Source organism: Pseudomonas palmensis (assembly GCF_017848315.1).
In the GTDB taxonomy this organism is placed as follows: domain Bacteria; phylum Pseudomonadota; class Gammaproteobacteria; order Pseudomonadales; family Pseudomonadaceae; genus Aquipseudomonas; species Aquipseudomonas palmensis.
Genome location: NZ_JAFKEC010000085.1, coordinates 1 through 18,129 on the forward strand (window position 1 = coordinate 1; position 18,129 = coordinate 18,129).

Genomic DNA, 18,129 nt, shown 5'->3' on the forward strand with positions numbered 1-18,129 from the left:
GGCCAGCGCAATACTCTGCAAGTTGCTGCTCAGCAACGTCGCCGTGCTGCTCTGCTCCTGAGTCGCGGTGGTGATCGCGGCAAACTGCTGCCCCGCCGCCCGGCTCTGCTCGTCGATGCGCGCCAAGGCCTCGGCGACCTTGGCATTGCGTTGCAAGCCGTCCTCCATCAAGCGGTTGCCCTGCTCCATGGTGCTGATGGCGTTGCCGGTCTCCTGCTGAATGCTGGCGATCATGCCGGAGATCTCGTCGGTGGCTTCGCGGGTGCGCGCCGCCAGGTTGCGCACCTCGTCCGCCACCACGGCGAACCCGCGCCCCTGCTCGCCCGCCCGTGCCGCCTCGATGGCCGCGTTCAGCGCCAGCAGGTTGGTCCGCTCGGCAATCGAGGTGATGGTACCGACAATGCCGCCAATCTCCTTCGAGCGCACCCCAAGGGTATCGATCACTGTCGCGGTGCTGCCCAGCGCCTGCGCGATCTGCTGCAACGAGGTGGACGCTTCGTCCATCGACGCACGGCCAATGCGCGTCTGCTGCGCGTTGTCCTGGGCCATGCGTTCGGTGCTGCCCATGTTGTCAGCGATGTTCAGGGAGGTGGCGCTGAACTCCTCGACCGCACCGGCCATGCTGGTGATTTCGCCCGACTGCTGCTCCATGCCCTCGCAAGCACCCGACGACAGCCCCGCCAGCGCCTGAGCACGCTGGCTGACCTGCTGCGAGGCATCACGAATGTGCAGCACAGTGCTCGCCAGCGCTTCGCTCATCTGATTGAAACTGCGCGCCAGTTGGCCGATTTCGTCGTGGCTGGCCACCGCCAGGCGGGCACTCAGGTCGCCCGCGCCCAGGGCCTGGGCCTGACGCACCAGGTCGGCCAGCGGCCGCAGCTTGCGGCGCAGCAGCCACAGGGTGGCGCCCACCGCCAGCATCATGGCCAGCAGGCTGCCAATGGCCAACCTTGCGCCCACGCTCCAGGTCACGGCACGAATTTCGGCCTTGGGCATGCTTGCCAGTACTGTCCACGGGCCGTCGGCAAAGGGCATGGCCACGCTGTAGAGGGTTTCGACCCCATCGTTCCAGAAGCGCCCTTCCCCTGCATGCGCGGCAAACCCGCCCAGTTGGTGGGCAGCCAGTGCCGTGTCGCTGACACCTGCCGGCGCCACCAACCAGTGTTGCTGTTCGTCCAGCAGCGCCAGCGACCCCGTCTGGCCGATACGGAAGCGTCGGAGGTTGTCGAACTGGGCGTTCTGCGCGTCGGTATAGTCGAAGCCGACGAACAGGACCGCGATGACCCGTCCCGACACGTCACGCACCGGTGTGTACTGGGTCATGTACGAGCGCTCGAACAGCACGGCACGCCCCACGTAGGGCTGCCCGGCCATCAGCCGCGCGTAGGCCGGGTGCTGGTGATCGAGCTGAGTGCCGATGGCGCGGCTGCCGTCCTGCTTGGTCAGCGATGTGCTGATACGAATGAAGTCCTCACCGCTGCGCACGAACACGGTGGCAACACCCGCCGTCATCTGGCGAAAGTCGTCAACCTCGCGAAAATCGTTGTTCAGCGCATGGTCCGCCAGGTACAGCGCCGGCGTGGCCACTCCAGCCACGCTGAGTGACTGGTCGGAGGCAAGCCGCAGCCCGCCGGCAAAGCGTTTTTCGAACAGGCCACTGAGGCGCTGGGTACTCTCGCGCAAGGTGCTGTGGAACGTGTCGAGCTGGTCGGCGAGCAGCCGTGCCTCGCTGGCCAGGTGTTCCTGGCGGGTGATCAGGTTGGCGCTGTCGAGCGAGCGCAGGGCAAACAGCGTACTGCCGGTAATGACGACCGCCAGCACGGCGGCCAGGGCAATACCGAGTTGCGAGGCAATTCGGGCACGGGGTTGGGACATGGAAGCTCCTGGCAATGGGGGCCGGATCATCCTGATCACGCTGCACCGTCGGCATGGGGAAGTGGAGCCATTCTGGTTGTGGCTCTCGACCCCACTGATTCGGCGGCGTCATCGATTACTTGAGTGCATCACAGGGATATTCGGCGCAAACGTTCAATCGCCGATGTTGGGCTCATTTGCCCCCAGTATCTGCACCTTGGGCAGGTCCATCGCACGGGCCTCGCCCTGCAGGAAGTCGCTGAGCCGGCGCAGACGCTCGCCACCGGGACGCGTGCGTGGCCACACCAGGTAGTAATTCAGGCCGCTGGCCACCGCCGTCGGCCAGGGCAGGCTCAGGCGCCGCTGGGCGACATCCTCGGCCACCATCAGCAAGTCCCCCATCGACACACCATACCCTCGCGCGGCAGCGATCATGCCCAGCTCGAGGGTATCGAACACCTGGCCGCCCTTGAGCGAGACCTGTTCGGTCAGCCCCATCTGCGCCAGCCAGCTGCGCCAGTCGCGCTTGTCGGGCGTGGGATGCAGCAGTTCGCAGGCCTTCAACTGCTCCACGTCCCAGGGCGTCTGATCAAGCAGCGCGGGCGCACCCACCGGTATCAGCAGTTCAGGGAACAGCGGGCTGACTTCCCAGTCCGGCGGAAAATGCCCGTCGCCCAACAGCACTGCGCAATCGAAGGGTTCATGGTTGAAATCCACATGGTCGACGTCCATCCAGGCACTGGTGAGCTGCACCTCGTTGCCCGGCTGCAAGTGGCGAAAACGGCTCAGGCGCGCCAGCAGCCAGCGCATGGTCAGGGTCGAAGGGGCCTTCATGCGGATCACCCCATCTTCGCTGTGCAGGGTGTTGCAGGCACGCTCAAGTGCGGCGAAACCCTCGCGCACACCGGGCAACAGCAGGCGCGCCGCCTCGCTCAACTGCAGGGTGCGGCCATTGCGCAGAAACAGCCGGCAGGCGAAGTGCTCCTCCAGCGTGCGGATGTGCCGGCTGACCGCACTCTGGGTTATCGATAACTCATCGGCGGCACGGGTGAACGAACTGTGCCTGGCAGCGGCCTCGAACGCCCGCAAGGCGTAGAGAGGCGGTAAACGGCGTGACATGCGGGCGTGCTCCAGCAATGAAATACGGGTTGGCACGGATCATACTCACATGAGTTTTAATCATGCCAATGATCGTTTTTATCCTTTTGTGCAATGGCCCGCAAAGGCCGAGAATCCACGGCTCACCCTTCCCTTTTCAGGAGCTGCATCATGCAGGCTGCGCCCATTACCGAACTCAAGGCATTGCTACGGCTGGCCGGGCCGCTGATCGCCTCGCAGTTGGCGCACATGCTGATGCTGCTCACCGACACCTTGATGATGGCCAAAATCAGCCCCGAGGCCCTGGCTGGTGGCGGGCTGGGCGCGGCCAGCTATTCCTTCGTGTCGATCTTCTGCCTGGGAGTGATTGCCGCCGTCGGTACCCTGGTCGCAATTCGCCAGGGTGCGGGCGACAACCCCGGTGCCACGCGCCTGACCCAGGCCGGGCTATGGCTGGCCTGGGGCATGGCCATCGTCGCCGCGCTGGTACTGTGGAACCTGTCGCCGGTGCTGCTGATGCTGGGCCAGACACCGGGCAACGTGGCTTTTGCCAGCCAGTTCCTGCTGGTGCTGCCGCTGGCCCTGCCCGGCTACCTGAGCTTCATGGCGTTGCGCGGGTTCACCAGTGCACTGGGGCGTTCGACGCCGGTGATGGTGATCAGCCTGGTCGGCACCGTGGTCAATTTCCTGCTCAACTACGCCTTGATCGAAGGCATGTTCGGCCTGCCGAAGCTGGGCCTGATGGGCATCGGCCTGGTGACCGCGCTGGTGGCCAATGCCATGGCCATCGCACTGGCGCTGTACATCCGCCGCCATCCGGCCTACGCGGACTTCCCGATACGCCAGGGCCTGAGCCGCCCGCACCTGCCGGCGTTGCGCGAGCTGTGGCGCCTGGGCCTGCCGATTGGCGGCACCTACACCGTGGAGGTCGGGCTGTTTGCCTTTGCAGCGCTGTGCATCGGCACCATGGGCACCACCGACCTGGGCGCGCACCAGATCGCCCTGCAGATCGTCTCGACCGCGTTCATGATCCCGGCGGGCCTGTCATACGCGGTGACCATGCGTGTGGGCCTGCATTACGGCGCCGACCGCCTGCTGGCGGCGCGTCAGGCCGGGCGCGTGGGCATCGGTTTTGGCGCGGCGATGATGCTCGGTTTCTCGCTGCTGTTCTGGCTGATGCCCGAGGCGCTGGTGGGGCTGTTTCTGGACCGCCAGGACCCGGCCTTCGCCGATGTGATCCGGGTGGCGGTGAGCCTGTTGATGGTGGCGGCGTGGTTCGAGCTGTTCGACGGTATTCAGACCATCGCGATGGGCTCTATTCGCGGGCTCAAGGACGCCAAGACCACGTTCCTGGTGGGGTTGGCCGGGTACTGGCTGATCGGCGCACCGGCGGCGTGGGTGTTCGCGTTTCCCATGGGCGGCGGCGCGGTAGGCGTGTGGTGGGGGCTGGCGCTGGGGTTGGCGTGTGCGGCAATCGGGCTGACGGTGGCGTTCGAGTGGCGGATGCGGCGGTTGCTGGGCAGTTCGCAGATGGCACAGATTTCTGTACAACCTTGAGGGCCTGTTCGCCGTCAAGGCCGGCTCCTACCCTGTTTCGCGCATGCCGGCGACGGGGCCTACAGCGCCACTGCGCCCTGCCCCGCCCCCTGCACCAGATACTCGACCAGTTGCTCGATCGGCAGCGGCCGGCTGATCAGAAAGCCCTGCACCTGGTCGCAGCCAAAGCTGCGCAGCAACGCCAGCTGTTCCTCGGTCTCCACGCCCTCGGCCACCACCTCCAGGTTCAGGTTGTGCGCCAGGTTGATCATGGCGTGCACCAGCTTGCGGTTCTCTTCGCGCTGCTCCATGCCACCGACAAAGCTGCGGTCGACCTTGAGCAGGGCGATCGGCAGGCTGTTCAGGTGCACGAACGACGAAAAGCCGGTGCCGAAGTCATCCAGCGAAAACCGCACCCCCAAGCGTCCCAGCGCGTCCATCGTCTGCTTGACCAGGTCGTTGCGCCGCATCACTGCGGTCTCGGTCAGCTCGAACTCCAGCCAGCCCGCATCCACCCCGTGCTCGACGATCAGCCGCCCCAGCGTGGCCAGCAGCTGGCTGTCCTGAAACTGGCGAAATGACAGGTTGACCGCCATGTGCAATGGCGCCAGCCCCTGCTCGCGCAGTGCCTGCATGTCGCGCAGGGCACGCGAGATCACCCAGTACCCCAGCGGCACGATCAGCCCGCTCTGCTCGGCCAGCGGCACGAATTCGCTCGGTGGCAGCAGGCCACGCTCGCTGTGGCGCCAGCGCACCAGTGCCTCCAGGCCGACGATGCGCCCGTCGCTCAGGTCCAGGCGTGGCTGGTAGTGCAGTTCCAGTTCGTCGCGGCGCAGGCCTCGGCGCAGCTCGCTTTCCAGGTCGGCCAGGCTGCGTGCGTTGCGGTTGATGCGCTCGTTGAAGATGTGAAAGGTGCAGCCCTGGGTGCTCTTGGCCTGCTGCATGGCGATGTGCGCGTGCCACATCAGCGGGTCGGCACCAGCCTGCGCACGGGCATGCGCCACGCCCAGGCTGCACCCCAGCAGCAGGCTTTCGCCGTCGATCCAGTAGGGTTCGGCCAGGGCCTCGGTGATGCGCTCGGCCATCCACTCGGCACGCTGCGGCTCGCGCCGGGTGTCGATCAGCAGGGCGAATTCGTCGCTGCCCAGGCGCGCCACCTGATCGCCTGCCTCGAGCTGGCGCTTGAGCCGGCTGACCACCTGCAGGATCAGGCGGTCACCGGCCTGGTGGCCGAGGGCATCGTTGGCGTGGCGGAAGTTGTCCAGGTCCAGGTGCCCGAGGGCCACACCGCGCCCGTCGTTTTCGGCCAGGCGCGCGGCCAGCAGGGTCTGGAAACCCTGGCGGTTGGCAATGCCGGTCAGCGGGTCCTGCTCGGCCAGGCGCTGCAGGGTGGCTTCGAGCACACCCCGCTCGCGCACATGGCGCAGGCAGCGGCGCAGCATGTCGCCGCTCAACTGCTCGAACACCAGCCAGTCGCTCACACCCGGCGGCGCCTCGGGCGGCTCCTGCTCCAGCAGCAGCACCATGGGCAGGTCGCAACGCCCGGGCGCCGGCTGCAAGCCCGGGGTGGCCAGCACCAGCGCGTTGCGGTCGCGGGCGAACAGGCTGTCGACCGCGTCCCAGCCGGGTGCGGTCACCAGCACCGCGCCACCGCCCAGCGGCAGCAGGCATTCACCAAGGGCAACGGCCCAGTGCGGCCCGTCCGCCAGCAGAAGCAGACGCAACGGTTCGACAAGCGTAGACAAGCTGGCTCCTTAGCACGAGAACGCGGTCAATGACGATGTGGGCGGGATGCTCGATCCTGAACCATCAAATGTAAATGGTTTTCACTTTAACTCACGACATTCCTTCGTCCTGATCCCGCGGTATTTCGCCACGCATCCTGCGGGAAAGTATCAAAAGCGGCAAATTAAGATCGCGTGGTACGTCACACTGTCAGACGGTCGCGGCACAATTGCTCTGCGCCTGCTAAAATGCCCGGCTATTTTTCAGCGACCCCCGGTTAACGTCATGTCCCGACTCAACCCCCGGCAACAGGAAGCCGTGAGCTACGTCGGCGGCCCTCTTTTGGTGCTCGCCGGTGCTGGCTCCGGCAAGACCAGCGTGATCACGCGCAAGATCGCCCACCTGATCCAGAACTGCGGCATCCGTGCCCAGTACATCGTGGCCATGACCTTCACCAACAAGGCGGCGCGCGAGATGAAGGAGCGCGTGGGCACCCTGCTGCGCGGCGGCGAGGGGCGCGGCCTGACGGTATCGACCTTCCACAACCTTGGCCTGAACATCATTCGCAAGGAGCATGAACGGCTGGGCTTCAAGCCGGGTTTCTCGATTTTCGACGAAACCGACGTCAAGGCCCTGATGACCGACATCATGCAGAAGGAATACTCCGGGGACGATGGCGTCGACGAGATCAAGAACATGATCGGCGCCTGGAAGAACGACCTGATCCTGCCGCCCGAGGCCCTGGAGAACGCGCGCAACCCCAAGGAGCAGACCGCCGCCATCGTGTATGCGCACTATCAGCGCACGCTCAAGGCGTTCAACGCGGTGGACTTCGACGACTTGATCCTGCTGCCGGTCAAGCTGTTCCAGGACCACCCCGACATTCTGCAGAAGTGGCAGAACAAGGTGCGCTACCTGTTGGTGGACGAATACCAGGACACCAACGCCAGCCAGTACCTGCTGGTGAAGATGCTGATCGGTACGCGCAACCAGTTCACCGTGGTGGGTGACGACGACCAGTCGATCTATGCCTGGCGCGGCGCGCGCCCTGAAAACCTGATGCTGCTCAAGGACGACTACCCGTCCCTGAAGGTGGTGATGCTGGAGCAGAACTACCGCTCCACCAGCCGCATCCTGCGCTGCGCCAACGTGCTGATCTCCAACAACCCCCACGCCTTCGAGAAGCAGCTGTGGAGCGAGATGGGCCACGGCGACGAGATCCGCGTGATCCGCTGCAAGAACGAGGAAGCCGAGGCCGAGCGCGTGGCCATGGAGATCCTCAGCCTGCACCTGCGTACCGACCGCCCGTACAGCGACTTCGCCATCCTCTACCGCGGCAACTACCAGGCCAAGCTGATCGAGCTGAAGCTGCAGCACCACCAGATCCCCTACCGCCTGTCGGGCGGTAACAGTTTCTTCGGCCGCCAGGAAGTAAAAGACCTGATGGCCTACTTCCGCCTGCTGGTGAACCCGGACGACGACAACGCCTACCTGCGCGTGATCAACGTGCCGCGCCGCGAAATCGGCTCCACCACCCTGGAAAAACTCGGCAACTACGCCACCGAGCGCAAGGTGTCGATGTATGCCGCCAGCGAGGAGCTGGGCCTGGGCGAGCATCTGGACAGCCGCTTCACCGATCGCCTGCAGCGCTTCAAGCGCTGGATGGACAAGGTGCGCGAGCAGGTCGCGCTGGAAGACCCGATCGCCGCGCTGCGCAGCATGGTGACCGACATCGACTACGAGAACTGGATCCGTACCAACAGTTCCAGTGACAAGGCCGCGGACTTTCGCATGGGCAACGTCTGGTTCCTGATCGAGGCGTTGAAAAACACCCTCGAGAAGGATGAGGAAGGCGGCATGACCATCGAGGAAGCCATCGGCAAGCTGGTGTTGCGCGACATGCTCGAACGCCAGCAGGAAGAGGAAGAAGGCGCCGAGGGCGTGCAGATGATGACGCTGCATGCCTCCAAGGGCCTGGAGTTTCCCTACGTGTTCATCATGGGCATGGAAGAGGAAATCCTCCCGCACCGCTCCAGCATCGAGGCCGACACCATCGAGGAGGAGCGGCGCCTGGCCTACGTGGGCATCACCCGCGCACGCCAGACCCTGGCCTTCACCTTTGCCGCCAAGCGCAAGCAGTACGGCGAGATCATCGATTGCGCGCCAAGCCGCTTCCTCGATGAATTGCCCGATGACGACCTGGCCTGGGAAGGCCTGGACGATACACCCACGGAAGTCAAAGCCGTGCGTGGCAATACGGCCCTGGCCGATATCCGCGCCATGCTCAAACGATAGATAATCCACCTTTGCCCTGGCTTGTTGCCGGGGCCTTTTGGCTACATCGAGGAATTACACCAGTGGAAGCACTGCACCAGAAGATTCGCGAAGAAGGCATCGTGCTTTCCGATCAGGTTCTCAAAGTCGATGCGTTTCTCAACCATCAGATCGACCCTGCGCTGATGCAACTGATTGGCGACGAGTTCGCCCGTCTGTTCGCCGATGCGGGCGTGACCAAGATCGTCACCATCGAGGCCTCGGGGATTGCCCCGGCGGTGATGACCGGTTTGAAGCTGGGCGTGCCGGTGATCTTCGCCCGCAAGCACCAGTCGCTGACCCTGACCGAGAACCTGCTGGTGGCTTCGGTGTACTCGTTCACCAAGCAGACCGAGAACACCGTGGCGATTTCGCCGCGTCACCTCAACAGCAGCGACCGCGTGCTGGTGATCGACGACTTCCTGGCCAACGGCAAGGCGTCGCAGGCGCTGATCTCGATCATCAAGCAGGCCGGCGCAACCGTGGCCGGGCTGGGCATCGTGATCGAGAAGTCGTTCCAGGGCGGGCGTGCCGAGCTGGACAGCCAGGGCTATCGCGTCGAGTCGCTGGCCCGGGTGAAGTCGCTGGACGGTGGTGTGGTCAGCTTTATCGAGTAAGGCTTACCGACCGCTTCGCCAGCAAGGCTGGCTCCTACAGGTGCTCCACCGCCTGCAGGAGCCGGCCTTGCCGGCGAAAGCGTTCTACGCGGTAGTTTGCAAAGCCGCCAGCAGCAACCGCTGGTACAGGTCCTCCTTCAGCCCGTCCGGCTCGCTCAGGCCCATGCGCCGCAGATGCTCGGGATACCGTTCCGGCCCCGGCGCATCCAGTGCCGCCTTGCCCAGCTCCAGCGCCTCGCTCAACTTGAACTTGCTCTTGAGCCAGTTCAGCGCGCGCAGCAGGTCCTTCTCTTCAGCGGTGAAATCGCTGCCCAGCGGATACTCGGCAAACAACCGCGCATGCCGCCCACGCAATGCCTCCAGCCGCTGCGGCGTGTTCTGCGTGAAGCGCGCATCCAGCTCGAAATCCTGCGCTAGCTTGCCGGCCTTTTTCGCCTGCTCCATCAGCCCGGGCTGGAACCGCGAATCGCTGATCGCCAGCAACCGCGCAATCACCTCGGCGTCGGTCTGCCCGCGCAGGTCGGCAATGCCGTACTCGGTCACCACGATATCGCGCAGATGCCGCGGGATGGTGCAGTGCCCGTAGGTCCACAGCAGGTTGGAACTGACCTCCCCGCCGGCTTCGCGCCAGCTGCGCAGCAGCAGGATGGAACGCCCGCCTTCCAGCGCATGGGCCTGGGCGACGAAGTTGTACTGCCCGCCCACCCCGCTCAGTACGCGACCGTCCTCGAGCTGGTCGGCCACCCCCGCCCCCATCAGGGTCATGGTGAACACCGTGTTGATGAAGCGTGCATCGCGGCGCTGTTCGCGCTTGAGGGCCTCGTCGCCGTACAGCTCGTTGATGAAGCTGATCGCGTGCATGGCAAAGGATTTGCGCTGCGCCAGCGGCATCTCGCGCAGGCGCTGGTAGAACGCCTGCGGCCCGAGGAAGAAACCGCCATGCACCAGCACCCCGTCGGCCACCGGCCGGCGCACCACGCCCGCCTCCGCCAGCGCGAGCAATCCGTTCACGAACATCTCGCTGCAGCCATACAGGCCTTGGGCAAACGGCGCAGTGCCGCCTTCACGCTCGATCAGCACCTGCCAGGGCGCCAGGTCGAGGTCGGCGAGCAGCGCCTGGTACTCCGGCGCGTCCCCCTGGCGCGCCAGCAACGCGGCGGCCAGCGCATCGCCCATGGCGCCGATGCCGATCTGCAGGGTGCCGCCGTCGCGCACCAGGGTGCTGGCGTGCACGCCGATGAAGTGGTCCTGGGTGGTGACGGGCATGTTCGGCGTGGAGAACAGCCGAGTGGTTTCCGGGGCGTCGATCAACAGGTCGAAATCGTCCTGCGCCAGTTCGCTGTCGCCCGGCATGTAGGGCAGCTCGTCGTGCACGTGCCCCAGCATCAGGATGGTTTCGCCGGCTGCACGCCGGCGCGCGATCATCGGCAGCAGGTCGAGGGTGATGTCGGGGTTGCAGCTCAGGCTCAGGTGCCCGGGGCGCTCGGGGTGGGCGGCAACGATCTGCGCCACCAGGTTCAGGCCCTTGGCATTGATGTCGCGGGCCGCATGACTGTAGTTGCTGCTGACGTAGTCCTGCTGGGCCATGTGGCTGTGCAGCATGCTGCCCGGCTGCATGAAGAACTGCTCGACGCGGATGTTGGCCGGCAACCGGTCGCGGCGCAGGTCCTGCAGGTAGTCGAGTTCGGGGTAGTCGGCGAACACGCGCTCCACGAAGGGTTCGAGAAAGCGCCGCTGCAGGCCGTCACCCAGGTCCGGGCGGCCCAGGGTCAGTGCGGTGTAGATGGTCAGTTGCCGCTCGGGCAGCTCACGCACCCGTGCATACAGCGCATTGACGAAGCGGTTGGGCTTGCCCAGGCCCAGTGGCAGGCCCATGTGGATGTGCGCCGGCAAACGCGCCAGCACTTCGTCCACGGCGATCTCGATCGAACAGCGGTGCGCCATCTCGGCCTCCTAGGCATCCGTGCTTCCAGGGTTGGACCGAGCATGCCCCGCGTTTGCTGCAATGGCCAGCGTCAGAAACGACAAAGCCCGCACGTGGCGGGCCTTGTAGCTGCAGCGTCGGGCTTACTTGAGGCCGGACATCTTCTCGATGGCGGCCTTGAGGTCGTCATCCGAGCAGTCGGCACAGGTGCCTTTTGGCGGCATGGCGTTGATGCCGGTGATGGCCTTGGCCAGGATGCCGTCCAGGCCGCCCTGATGGTCGGCGCGCTCTTTCCAGGCGGCGGTATCGCCGATCTTCGGTGCGCCCAGCAGACCGCTGCCATGGCACGCGTTGCAGTGCTTGGCGATGACTTCATCCGGGGTCTTGGCACCGCCACCGCCGGCAGTGGCGGCCACTTCCATGCCCTTGCATTCCTGCCCTTGTACACACACCTGACCGACCGGCTCCAGCCGCTTGGCGATGTCGTCATTGGTCACAGCCTGGGCGTTGACGGCCCATAGGGCTACTACGGCTGCTGGTACGGCCAGCATTGTCTTGATTAGATTCACGCGTACACCCTCATGGTGGCTAGTCACGCCCGCGGCCACGGTTTCGCAGGCCGCGCAAGTATAGCGGGAACCCCGCCTCACCGAAACAACCCTAAAGACCAAAGGGGTTTAGCCGCGACAATCCGCCGCGCATTGGCGACGCGCGTGGGCTCAGAAGTTGGCCGGGGTGGCGGCACTGATCAGCCGGGCCGGCTCATCGTAGGGATTGCGGAATCGATGCGGCTTGGTGCTCTCGAAATAGTAGCTGTCGCCCGCCTCGAGGATGAAGGTTTCAAGCCCCACCACCAGCTCCAGACGCCCTTCGAGCAGGATGCCGGTCTCTTCGCCGTCGTGGGTGAGCATCTCTTCGCCGGTATCGGCACCGGGCGGGTAGATCTCGTTTAGAAAGGCAATGGCGCGGCTGGCGTGGGCCTTGCCAACCAGCTTCATGGTGACTGCGCCGTCGGATATATCGATCAGTTCGTTGGCCTTGTACACGATCTGGGTCGGGTTCTCGGGCTGCAGCTCTTCGGAAAAGAACTCCACCATCGACATCGGAATACCGCCCAGCACCTTGCGCAGCGAGCTGATCGAAGGGCTCACGCTGTTCTTCTCGATCATCGAGATGGTGCTGTTGGTCACGCCCGCCCGCTTGGCCAGCTCGCGTTGAGACAGGCCTTTGAGCTTGCGAATGGCTTGCAGTCGTTCACCGACGTCCAAGGCCTGGGCCCTCCTAAACGAACACGTGGGGTCGAAATTGAACGGTATCATCGCAACAGCGTTCAGTATTTACAACACTTCGACCCGCAGCCCGTCCGCTTTGGCGCCTCAATTGCCGCTGTACACCATCGGCACCCGACGCAGGTTGCAGAAGATCTGATACGGGATGGTGCCCGCCTGGATCGCCACGTCGCTGGCCAGCACGTGCTTGCCCCACAACTCCACCGGGCTGCCCAGCCCGGCCTCGGGCACATCGGTGAGGTCGATGCACAGCATGTCCATCGACACGCGGCCAATCAGCTGGCTGCGCTTGCCGGCCACCAGCACCGGGGTACCGGTGGGTGCCAGGCGCGGGTAGCCGTCGGCGTAGCCCATGGCGACCACGCCCACGCGGGTGGGGCGCGGGCTGATGAATTTCGCGCCGTAGCCCACCGGTTCTCCGGCCGGCAGTTCGCGCACGCAGATCACTTTGGATTCCAGGGTCATCACCGGCTGCAGGCGCTGAGCCTGGGCCTGCGGCACCTCGAAGGGCGTGGCGCCATACAGCATGATGCCCGGACGCACCCAGTCGCTGGGCACCTGCGGCCAACCCAGCACCGCCGGCGAGTTGCGCAGGCTGACCTCGGCACTCAGGCCCTGGCGCGCGGCTTCGAACACCGCCACCTGCTCGCTGCTGGCCGTGCTGTCGAGTTCGTCGGCACGGGCGAAGTGGCTCATCAGCACGATGCGCGTCACCTTGCCGCTGGCCAGCAGACGCTGGTAGGCGCCGTGGTAGTCCTTGGGGTGCAGGCCGACGCGGTGCATGCCGGTGTCGAGCTTGAGCCACACGGTGATCGGGCGGGTCAGGCCGGCCTGTTCGATGGCTTCGAGCTGCCACAGCGAATGCACCACGCACCACAGGTCCTGCTCGGCAATCAGGGGCAGCTCGCTGGCTTCGAAAATGCCCTCGAGCAGCAGCACCGGGGCCTTGATGCCGGCAGCACGCAGCTCCAGCGCCTCTTCGATGCAGGCCACGGCAAACCCGTCGGCCTCGCCCTCCAGCGCCTGGGCGCAGCGCACCGCGCCGTGCCCGTAGGCGTCGGCCTTGATCACGGCCAGCGCCTTGGCGCCGGTCAGTTCGCGGGCGAGTTGATAGTTGTGGCGCAGCGCTTGGAGATCGATCAGGGCACGGGCGGGACGCATGACGGCAGCCTTCTGGCAGTCGGGTGAGTTGGGTAACGGATTACGGCAGGGCGGCGACGATCGAGATCTCGACCAGCATCTGCGGATTGCACAGCCGGGCCTGAACGGTGGCGCGGGCCGGGGCATTGCCTTTGGCCAGCCACTGGTCCCACACCGTGTTCATGGCCTGGAACTGGGTGTCGATGTCGCTGAGGTAGATGGTCGCCGACAGCACGCGGCTCTTGTCGGTACCGGCCAGGTCCAGCAGCCGCTCGATGTTGGCCAGCACCTCGCGGGTCTGCTGGCCGACGTCGCCGTTCAGGTCATTACCCACCTGGCCCGACAGGTAGACGGTGCCGTTGTGGGTAACGATCTGGCTCATGCGCTCATTGGTGAGCTGGCGCTGGATTGACATGCTTTGCAGTCTCCTGACTGTTGCTGTAGCGGGAAATGTCGAGGCCTTCGGCGCTGATCTGCGGCTTCTTGCGCGCCATCAGGTCGGCCAGCAGGCGACCCGAACCGCACGCCATGGTCCAGCCGAGGGTGCCGTGGCCGGTGTTCAGGAACAGGTTGCGAAACGCCGTGGCGCCCACGATCGGCGTGCCGTCGGGGGTGGTCGGGCGCAGGCCGGTCCAGAAGCTGGCCTGGCTCAGGTCGCCGCCGCGAGGATAAAGGTCGTTGACGATCATCTCCAGCGTTTCGCGCCGACGCGGGTTGAGCGACAGGTCGAAACCGGCGATCTCGGCCATGCCGCCGACGCGGATGCGGTTGTCGAAGCGGGTGATCGCGACCTTGTAGGTCTCGTCGAGAATCGTCGAGGTCGGGGCCATGGCCGGGTCGGTGATCGGCACGGTCAGCGAGTAGCCCTTGAGCGGGTACACCGGGGCCTTGATGCCCAGCGGCTTGAGCAGTTGCGGCGAGTAGCTGCCCAGGGCCAGCACGTAGCGATCGGCGGTTTCCAGCTTGCCGTCGATCCATACGCCGTTGACCCGGTCGCCCGCGTGATCGAGGCGCTCGATGTTCTGCCCGAAGCGGAATTCCACGCCCAGGTCGCGCGCCATTTCGGCCAGGCGCGTGGTGAACAGCTGGCAGTCGCCGGTCTGGTCGTTGGGCAGGCGCAGGGCACCGGCGAGGATGTCGGTGACATTGGCCAGGGCAGGTTCCACGCGGGCAATGCCGTCGCGATCGAGCAGCTCGTAGGGCACACCGGACTGCTCCAGCACGGCGATATCCTTGGCCGCGTTGTCCAGTTGCGCCTGGGTGCGGAACAACTGGGTGGTGCCCAGGGTGCGGCCTTCGTAGGCAATGCCGGTTTCGGCACGCAGCTCGTCGAGGCAGTCGCGGCTGTACTCGGACAGGCGCACCATGCGCTCCTTGTTCACCGCATAGCGGTTGGCCGTGCAGTTGCGCAGCATCTGCGCCATCCACAGGTACTGGTCGATGTCGGCGGTGGCCTTGATGGCCAGCGGGGCGTGGCGCTCGAGCAGCCACTTGATGGCCTTGAGCGGCACACCGGGTGCAGCCCAGGGCGAGGCATAACCCGGCGATACCTGGCCAGCGTTGGCGAAGCTGGTTTCCATGGCCACCGCCGGCTGGCGATCGACCACCACCACTTCAAACCCCTGACGAGCCAGATAGTAGGCACTGGCGGTCCCGATGACGCCGCTACCAAGTACCAGAACGCGCATGTTGTTATCCCTCGAGGCGGCGTACCGCACACATTTGTTGTTTAAGGCATGGATGGGCGCAGTATAGGAAGGTAGAGGCAGTGCTTTTCACTATATAAAAGCCTATATTTGGCGAGAATTCTCGGCAGGGTCGGCTTTTACGGAGGGGCATCCACTATGAGAACCCAGCATCAAAGCAAACGTGAACTGGACAAGATCGACCGCAACATCCTGCGCATCCTGCAGACCGACGGGCGCATCTCGTTCACCGAACTGGGCGAGAAGGTCGGCCTGTCGACCACCCCGTGCACCGAGCGGGTCCGGCGTCTGGAGCGCGAAGGCATCATCATGGGCTACAACGCCCGGCTCAACCCACAGCACCTCAAGGGCAGCCTGCTGGTGTTCGTCGAGATCAGCCTGGACTACAAGTCGGGGGACACTTTCGAAGAGTTTCGCCGCGCGGTGCTCAAGCTGCCCCACGTATTGGAATGCCACCTGGTATCGGGCGATTTCGACTACCTGGTGAAGGCGCGCATCTCGGAGATGGCCTCGTACCGCAAGCTGCTGGGCGACATCCTGCTCAAGCTGCCGCACGTGCGCGAATCCAAGAGCTACATCGTGATGGAAGAGGTGAAGGAAAGCCTCAACCTGCCGATTCCGGACTGAGCCTTACACCAGCACCTGGCGGGTGCTGGCGATGTACTGGTGCACCAGGCGCTCGGCCTGCGGGTCGATCATCTCGGCAGGGCCGCGACCATTGGGGCACGGCAGGCGCGGGGTGGTGCCGAACAGGCGGCAGATCAGCGGCCGCTCCTCGTACACGGTGCAGCCCTCGGGGCCCAGGTGCACACAGTTGAGCTCATCCAGCGCGGCCTGTTGCTCGGCCGCGCTCTTGCGTGGCAGGCGCGCCATTTCCTCGCTGGAGGTGGTCACCGGGCCGCAGCAATCGTGGCAGCCCGGCACGCAGGCGAACGACGGGATCTGCTCACGCAGGAAGCGGATCTTGTGACTGTTGCAACTCATGGCAGACTCGTGGCGGGAAAGGCTGAAGCGCCATTTTGCCCCACGGTTGCCTGCCGATCAAAGCACCGCCTATGCTGTGTCAAATTTTCCACACAGCCCTACCAGGATCCTTCAAACGTGCATACCACTTCCTACTACGCTGCCCACAGCGCCGGGCAACCGGCGTACCCGCCCCTGCAAGGCGAGCTGAACTGTGATGTGTGCGTGGTGGGCGGCGGCTTTTCGGGCCTCAATACCGCCATCGAACTGGCCGAACGCGGCCTGAGCGTGGTGCTGCTCGAAGCGCACAAGATCGGTTGGGGCGCCAGTGGACGCAATGGCGGGCAGCTGATTCGCGGGGTCGGACACGGCCTGGACCAATTCACCCCGGTGATCGGCAGCGAGGGAGTGCGCAGCCTCAAACTGATGGGCCTGGAGGCAGTGGACATCGTGCGCCAGCGCATCGAACGCCATGCCATCGACTGCGACCTGACCTGGGGCTACTGCGACCTGGCCAACAAGCCACGGGAATTCGAGGGCTTCAGCGAAGAGATCGACGAGCTGCGCGGACTGGGCTACACCCATGAGCTGCGCCTGGTGCAGCCCGACCAGATGCACACGGTGGTCGGCTCGCGTCGCTACGCCGGCGGGCTGGTGGACATGGGCTCGGGGCACCTGCACCCGCTGAACCTGGCGCTGGGCGAGGCCGAGGCCGCGCGCCAGCTGGGCGTGCAGGTGTTCGAGCATTCCCGTGTCACCCGCATCGAGCACGGCCCGCAGGTGCATGTGCACACCGCCAAGGGCTCGGTGCGGGCGAACACGCTGGTGCTGTGCTGCAATGCCTACATCAACGACCTGGACCGCGAGCTCAGTGGCAAGGTGCTGCCAGCCGGCAGCTACATCATCGCCACCGAACCGCTGAGCGAAGCCCTGGCCAACGAGTTGCTGCCGCAGAACATGGCGGTGTGCGACCAGCAGGTGACCGTGGACTACTATCGCCTCTCGGCCGACCGGCGCCTGCTGTTCGGTGGCGCCTGCCACTACTCGGGGCGCGATCCGCAGGACATCGGCGCCTACATGCGGCCCAAGATGCTCAAGGTGTTCCCGCAACTGGCCGACACCCGCATCGAATACCAGTGGGGCGGCATGATCGGCATCGGCGCCAACCGGCTGCCGCAGATCGGCCGCCTGCGCGACCGGCCCAACGTTTACTACGCCCAGGCCTATGCCGGCCACGGGCTCAACGCCACGCACCTGGCCGGGCGGCTGCTGGGCGAGGCGATCAGCGGCCAGCAGAGCGGGCGCTTCGACCTGTTCGCCCAGGTGCCGCACATCACCTTCCCTGGCGGCAAGCACCTGCGCTCGCCGCTGTTGGCGCTGGGCATGCTGTGGCACCGCCTCAAGGCACTGGCCTAGGGCCTCCAGAACGGCCTGAGACCTTCCTTCACGGCCTGGTCTCGGGTCAGGCCGATATCGCGCAGCTGCTCGGCATCGAGCTGCAGCAGTGCATGGCGTGAACGCCACCGCCGCATCATCACAGCCCAGCGACTCGGGCTGGCGGGCGCCTCATGTCGCGCCACCTCGCCTTTGGTGCACAGTGGCAGGCCTGCATCGCTCGCGCCGTTCATCGCTTCATTCCTCCAGGGTGGGTAACCGTGCAGCCATGATGCGCGGGTACTGCAAGGCATTACAGATTCAACCGCCAGGTATTATTTCCATACAGATCTGTCGATAACGGCGCTGAATGCTGTATTTTTGCCCAATCTGTACCGGTTGCCAGCCGCTTGCCCGCCCAGGAGTACGCCATGACCCTCTACGTCAACCTCGCCGAGCTGATTGGCGCACGCATCGAGCAGGGCCTCTACCGCCCCGGCGACCGCCTGCCGTCGGTGCGGGCCCTGAGCGTCGAGCATGGCGTGAGCCTGAGTACCGTGCAGCAGGCGTATCGGGTGCTGGAAGACCAC

At 65.2% G+C, this 18,129-nt stretch carries 17 protein-coding genes; 6 read left to right on the forward strand and 11 right to left on the reverse strand.

Features of this window, described 5'->3' with window-relative positions:
- On the reverse strand, positions 1–1,875 hold a 1,875-nt coding region (locus JZZ72_RS26155; RefSeq protein ID WP_210015402.1), incomplete at its 3' end, for a methyl-accepting chemotaxis protein.
- 153 nt (positions 1,876–2,028) lie between these two features.
- Positions 2,029–2,973, reverse strand: a complete 945-nt coding sequence (locus tag JZZ72_RS26160; protein ID WP_043863339.1) for a LysR substrate-binding domain-containing protein — start codon at positions 2,971–2,973, stop codon at positions 2,029–2,031.
- 150 nt (positions 2,974–3,123) lie between these two features.
- Between JZZ72_RS26160 and JZZ72_RS26165 the strand changes: the two genes are divergently transcribed.
- Entirely contained in the window at positions 3,124–4,509 is a 1,386-nt protein-coding gene (locus tag JZZ72_RS26165; RefSeq protein ID WP_210015403.1) for a NorM family multidrug efflux MATE transporter, read from the forward strand.
- Between the two features lie 59 nt (positions 4,510–4,568).
- Here the strand turns inward: JZZ72_RS26165 and JZZ72_RS26170 are convergent, their stop codons facing one another.
- Entirely contained in the window at positions 4,569–6,233 is a 1,665-nt protein-coding gene (locus tag JZZ72_RS26170) for a putative bifunctional diguanylate cyclase/phosphodiesterase (RefSeq protein WP_058541722.1), read from the reverse strand.
- Positions 6,234–6,498: 265 nt separating this feature from the next.
- Between JZZ72_RS26170 and rep the strand changes: the two genes are divergently transcribed.
- Together rep and JZZ72_RS26180 are read left to right on the forward strand one after the other, a co-directional pair.
- Positions 6,499–8,508 carry a DNA helicase Rep gene (rep, locus tag JZZ72_RS26175; protein WP_043863336.1) on the forward strand — a complete coding sequence of 670 codons (2,010 nt, stop codon included), beginning with the start codon at positions 6,499–6,501 and terminating at the stop codon, positions 8,506–8,508.
- Between the two features lie 62 nt (positions 8,509–8,570).
- The gene (locus tag JZZ72_RS26180; RefSeq protein ID WP_043863335.1) at positions 8,571–9,143 is read left to right on the forward strand and encodes a xanthine phosphoribosyltransferase; all 573 of its coding nucleotides are present in this window, start codon (positions 8,571–8,573) and stop codon (positions 9,141–9,143) included.
- A gap of 84 nt (positions 9,144–9,227) precedes the next feature.
- Here the strand turns inward: JZZ72_RS26180 and JZZ72_RS26185 are convergent, their stop codons facing one another.
- The 6 genes from JZZ72_RS26185 to dadA form a co-directional block, all read right to left on the reverse strand.
- Entirely contained in the window at positions 9,228–11,087 is a 1,860-nt protein-coding gene (locus JZZ72_RS26185; protein ID WP_210015404.1) for an acetyl-CoA hydrolase/transferase C-terminal domain-containing protein, read from the reverse strand.
- 123 nt (positions 11,088–11,210) lie between these two features.
- Positions 11,211–11,618: a c-type cytochrome gene (locus JZZ72_RS26190; protein WP_043863333.1), complete on the reverse strand. Its 408-nt coding sequence runs from the start codon at positions 11,616–11,618 to the stop codon at positions 11,211–11,213.
- A 168-nt stretch (positions 11,619–11,786) separates the two neighbouring features.
- A complete protein-coding gene (locus tag JZZ72_RS26195; protein WP_043863332.1) occupies positions 11,787–12,335 on the reverse strand; it encodes a cupin domain-containing protein in 549 nt (182 codons plus the stop codon).
- Between the two features lie 108 nt (positions 12,336–12,443).
- Positions 12,444–13,517, reverse strand: a complete 1,074-nt coding sequence (gene alr, locus JZZ72_RS26200) for an alanine racemase (RefSeq protein WP_078480639.1) — start codon at positions 13,515–13,517, stop codon at positions 12,444–12,446.
- A 40-nt stretch (positions 13,518–13,557) separates the two neighbouring features.
- The gene (locus JZZ72_RS26205; protein WP_043863330.1) at positions 13,558–13,911 is read right to left on the reverse strand and encodes a RidA family protein; all 354 of its coding nucleotides are present in this window, start codon (positions 13,909–13,911) and stop codon (positions 13,558–13,560) included.
- Positions 13,883–15,184, reverse strand: a complete 1,302-nt coding sequence (gene dadA / locus JZZ72_RS26210) for a D-amino acid dehydrogenase (protein WP_043863329.1) — start codon at positions 15,182–15,184, stop codon at positions 13,883–13,885. Before dadA ends, JZZ72_RS26205 begins: the two co-directional genes overlap by 29 nt.
- A 156-nt stretch (positions 15,185–15,340) precedes the next feature.
- On the opposite strand from dadA, the gene dadR reads away from it, so the two are divergent.
- Positions 15,341–15,829, forward strand: coding sequence for a transcriptional regulator DadR (gene dadR, locus JZZ72_RS26215; RefSeq protein WP_042121505.1), 489 nt, complete (start codon positions 15,341–15,343; stop codon positions 15,827–15,829).
- Between the two features lie 3 nt (positions 15,830–15,832).
- Here the strand turns inward: dadR and JZZ72_RS26220 are convergent, their stop codons facing one another.
- Positions 15,833–16,186, reverse strand: a complete 354-nt coding sequence (locus JZZ72_RS26220) for a YkgJ family cysteine cluster protein (RefSeq protein ID WP_043863328.1) — start codon at positions 16,184–16,186, stop codon at positions 15,833–15,835.
- A gap of 117 nt (positions 16,187–16,303) precedes the next feature.
- Between JZZ72_RS26220 and JZZ72_RS26225 the strand changes: the two genes are divergently transcribed.
- A complete protein-coding gene (locus tag JZZ72_RS26225; protein WP_043863327.1) occupies positions 16,304–17,581 on the forward strand; it encodes an NAD(P)/FAD-dependent oxidoreductase in 1,278 nt (425 codons plus the stop codon).
- On the opposite strand, the gene JZZ72_RS26230 is transcribed toward JZZ72_RS26225, so the two are convergent.
- Positions 17,578–17,793, reverse strand: coding sequence for a DUF1127 domain-containing protein (locus JZZ72_RS26230; RefSeq protein ID WP_043863326.1), 216 nt, complete (start codon positions 17,791–17,793; stop codon positions 17,578–17,580). The two genes, JZZ72_RS26225 and JZZ72_RS26230, sit on opposite strands and share 4 nt — an antisense overlap.
- Before the next feature lie 177 nt (positions 17,794–17,970).
- On the opposite strand from JZZ72_RS26230, the gene JZZ72_RS26235 reads away from it, so the two are divergent.
- The coding region (locus JZZ72_RS26235; RefSeq protein WP_210015405.1) for a GntR family transcriptional regulator at positions 17,971–18,129 on the forward strand (159 nt) is incomplete at its 3' end.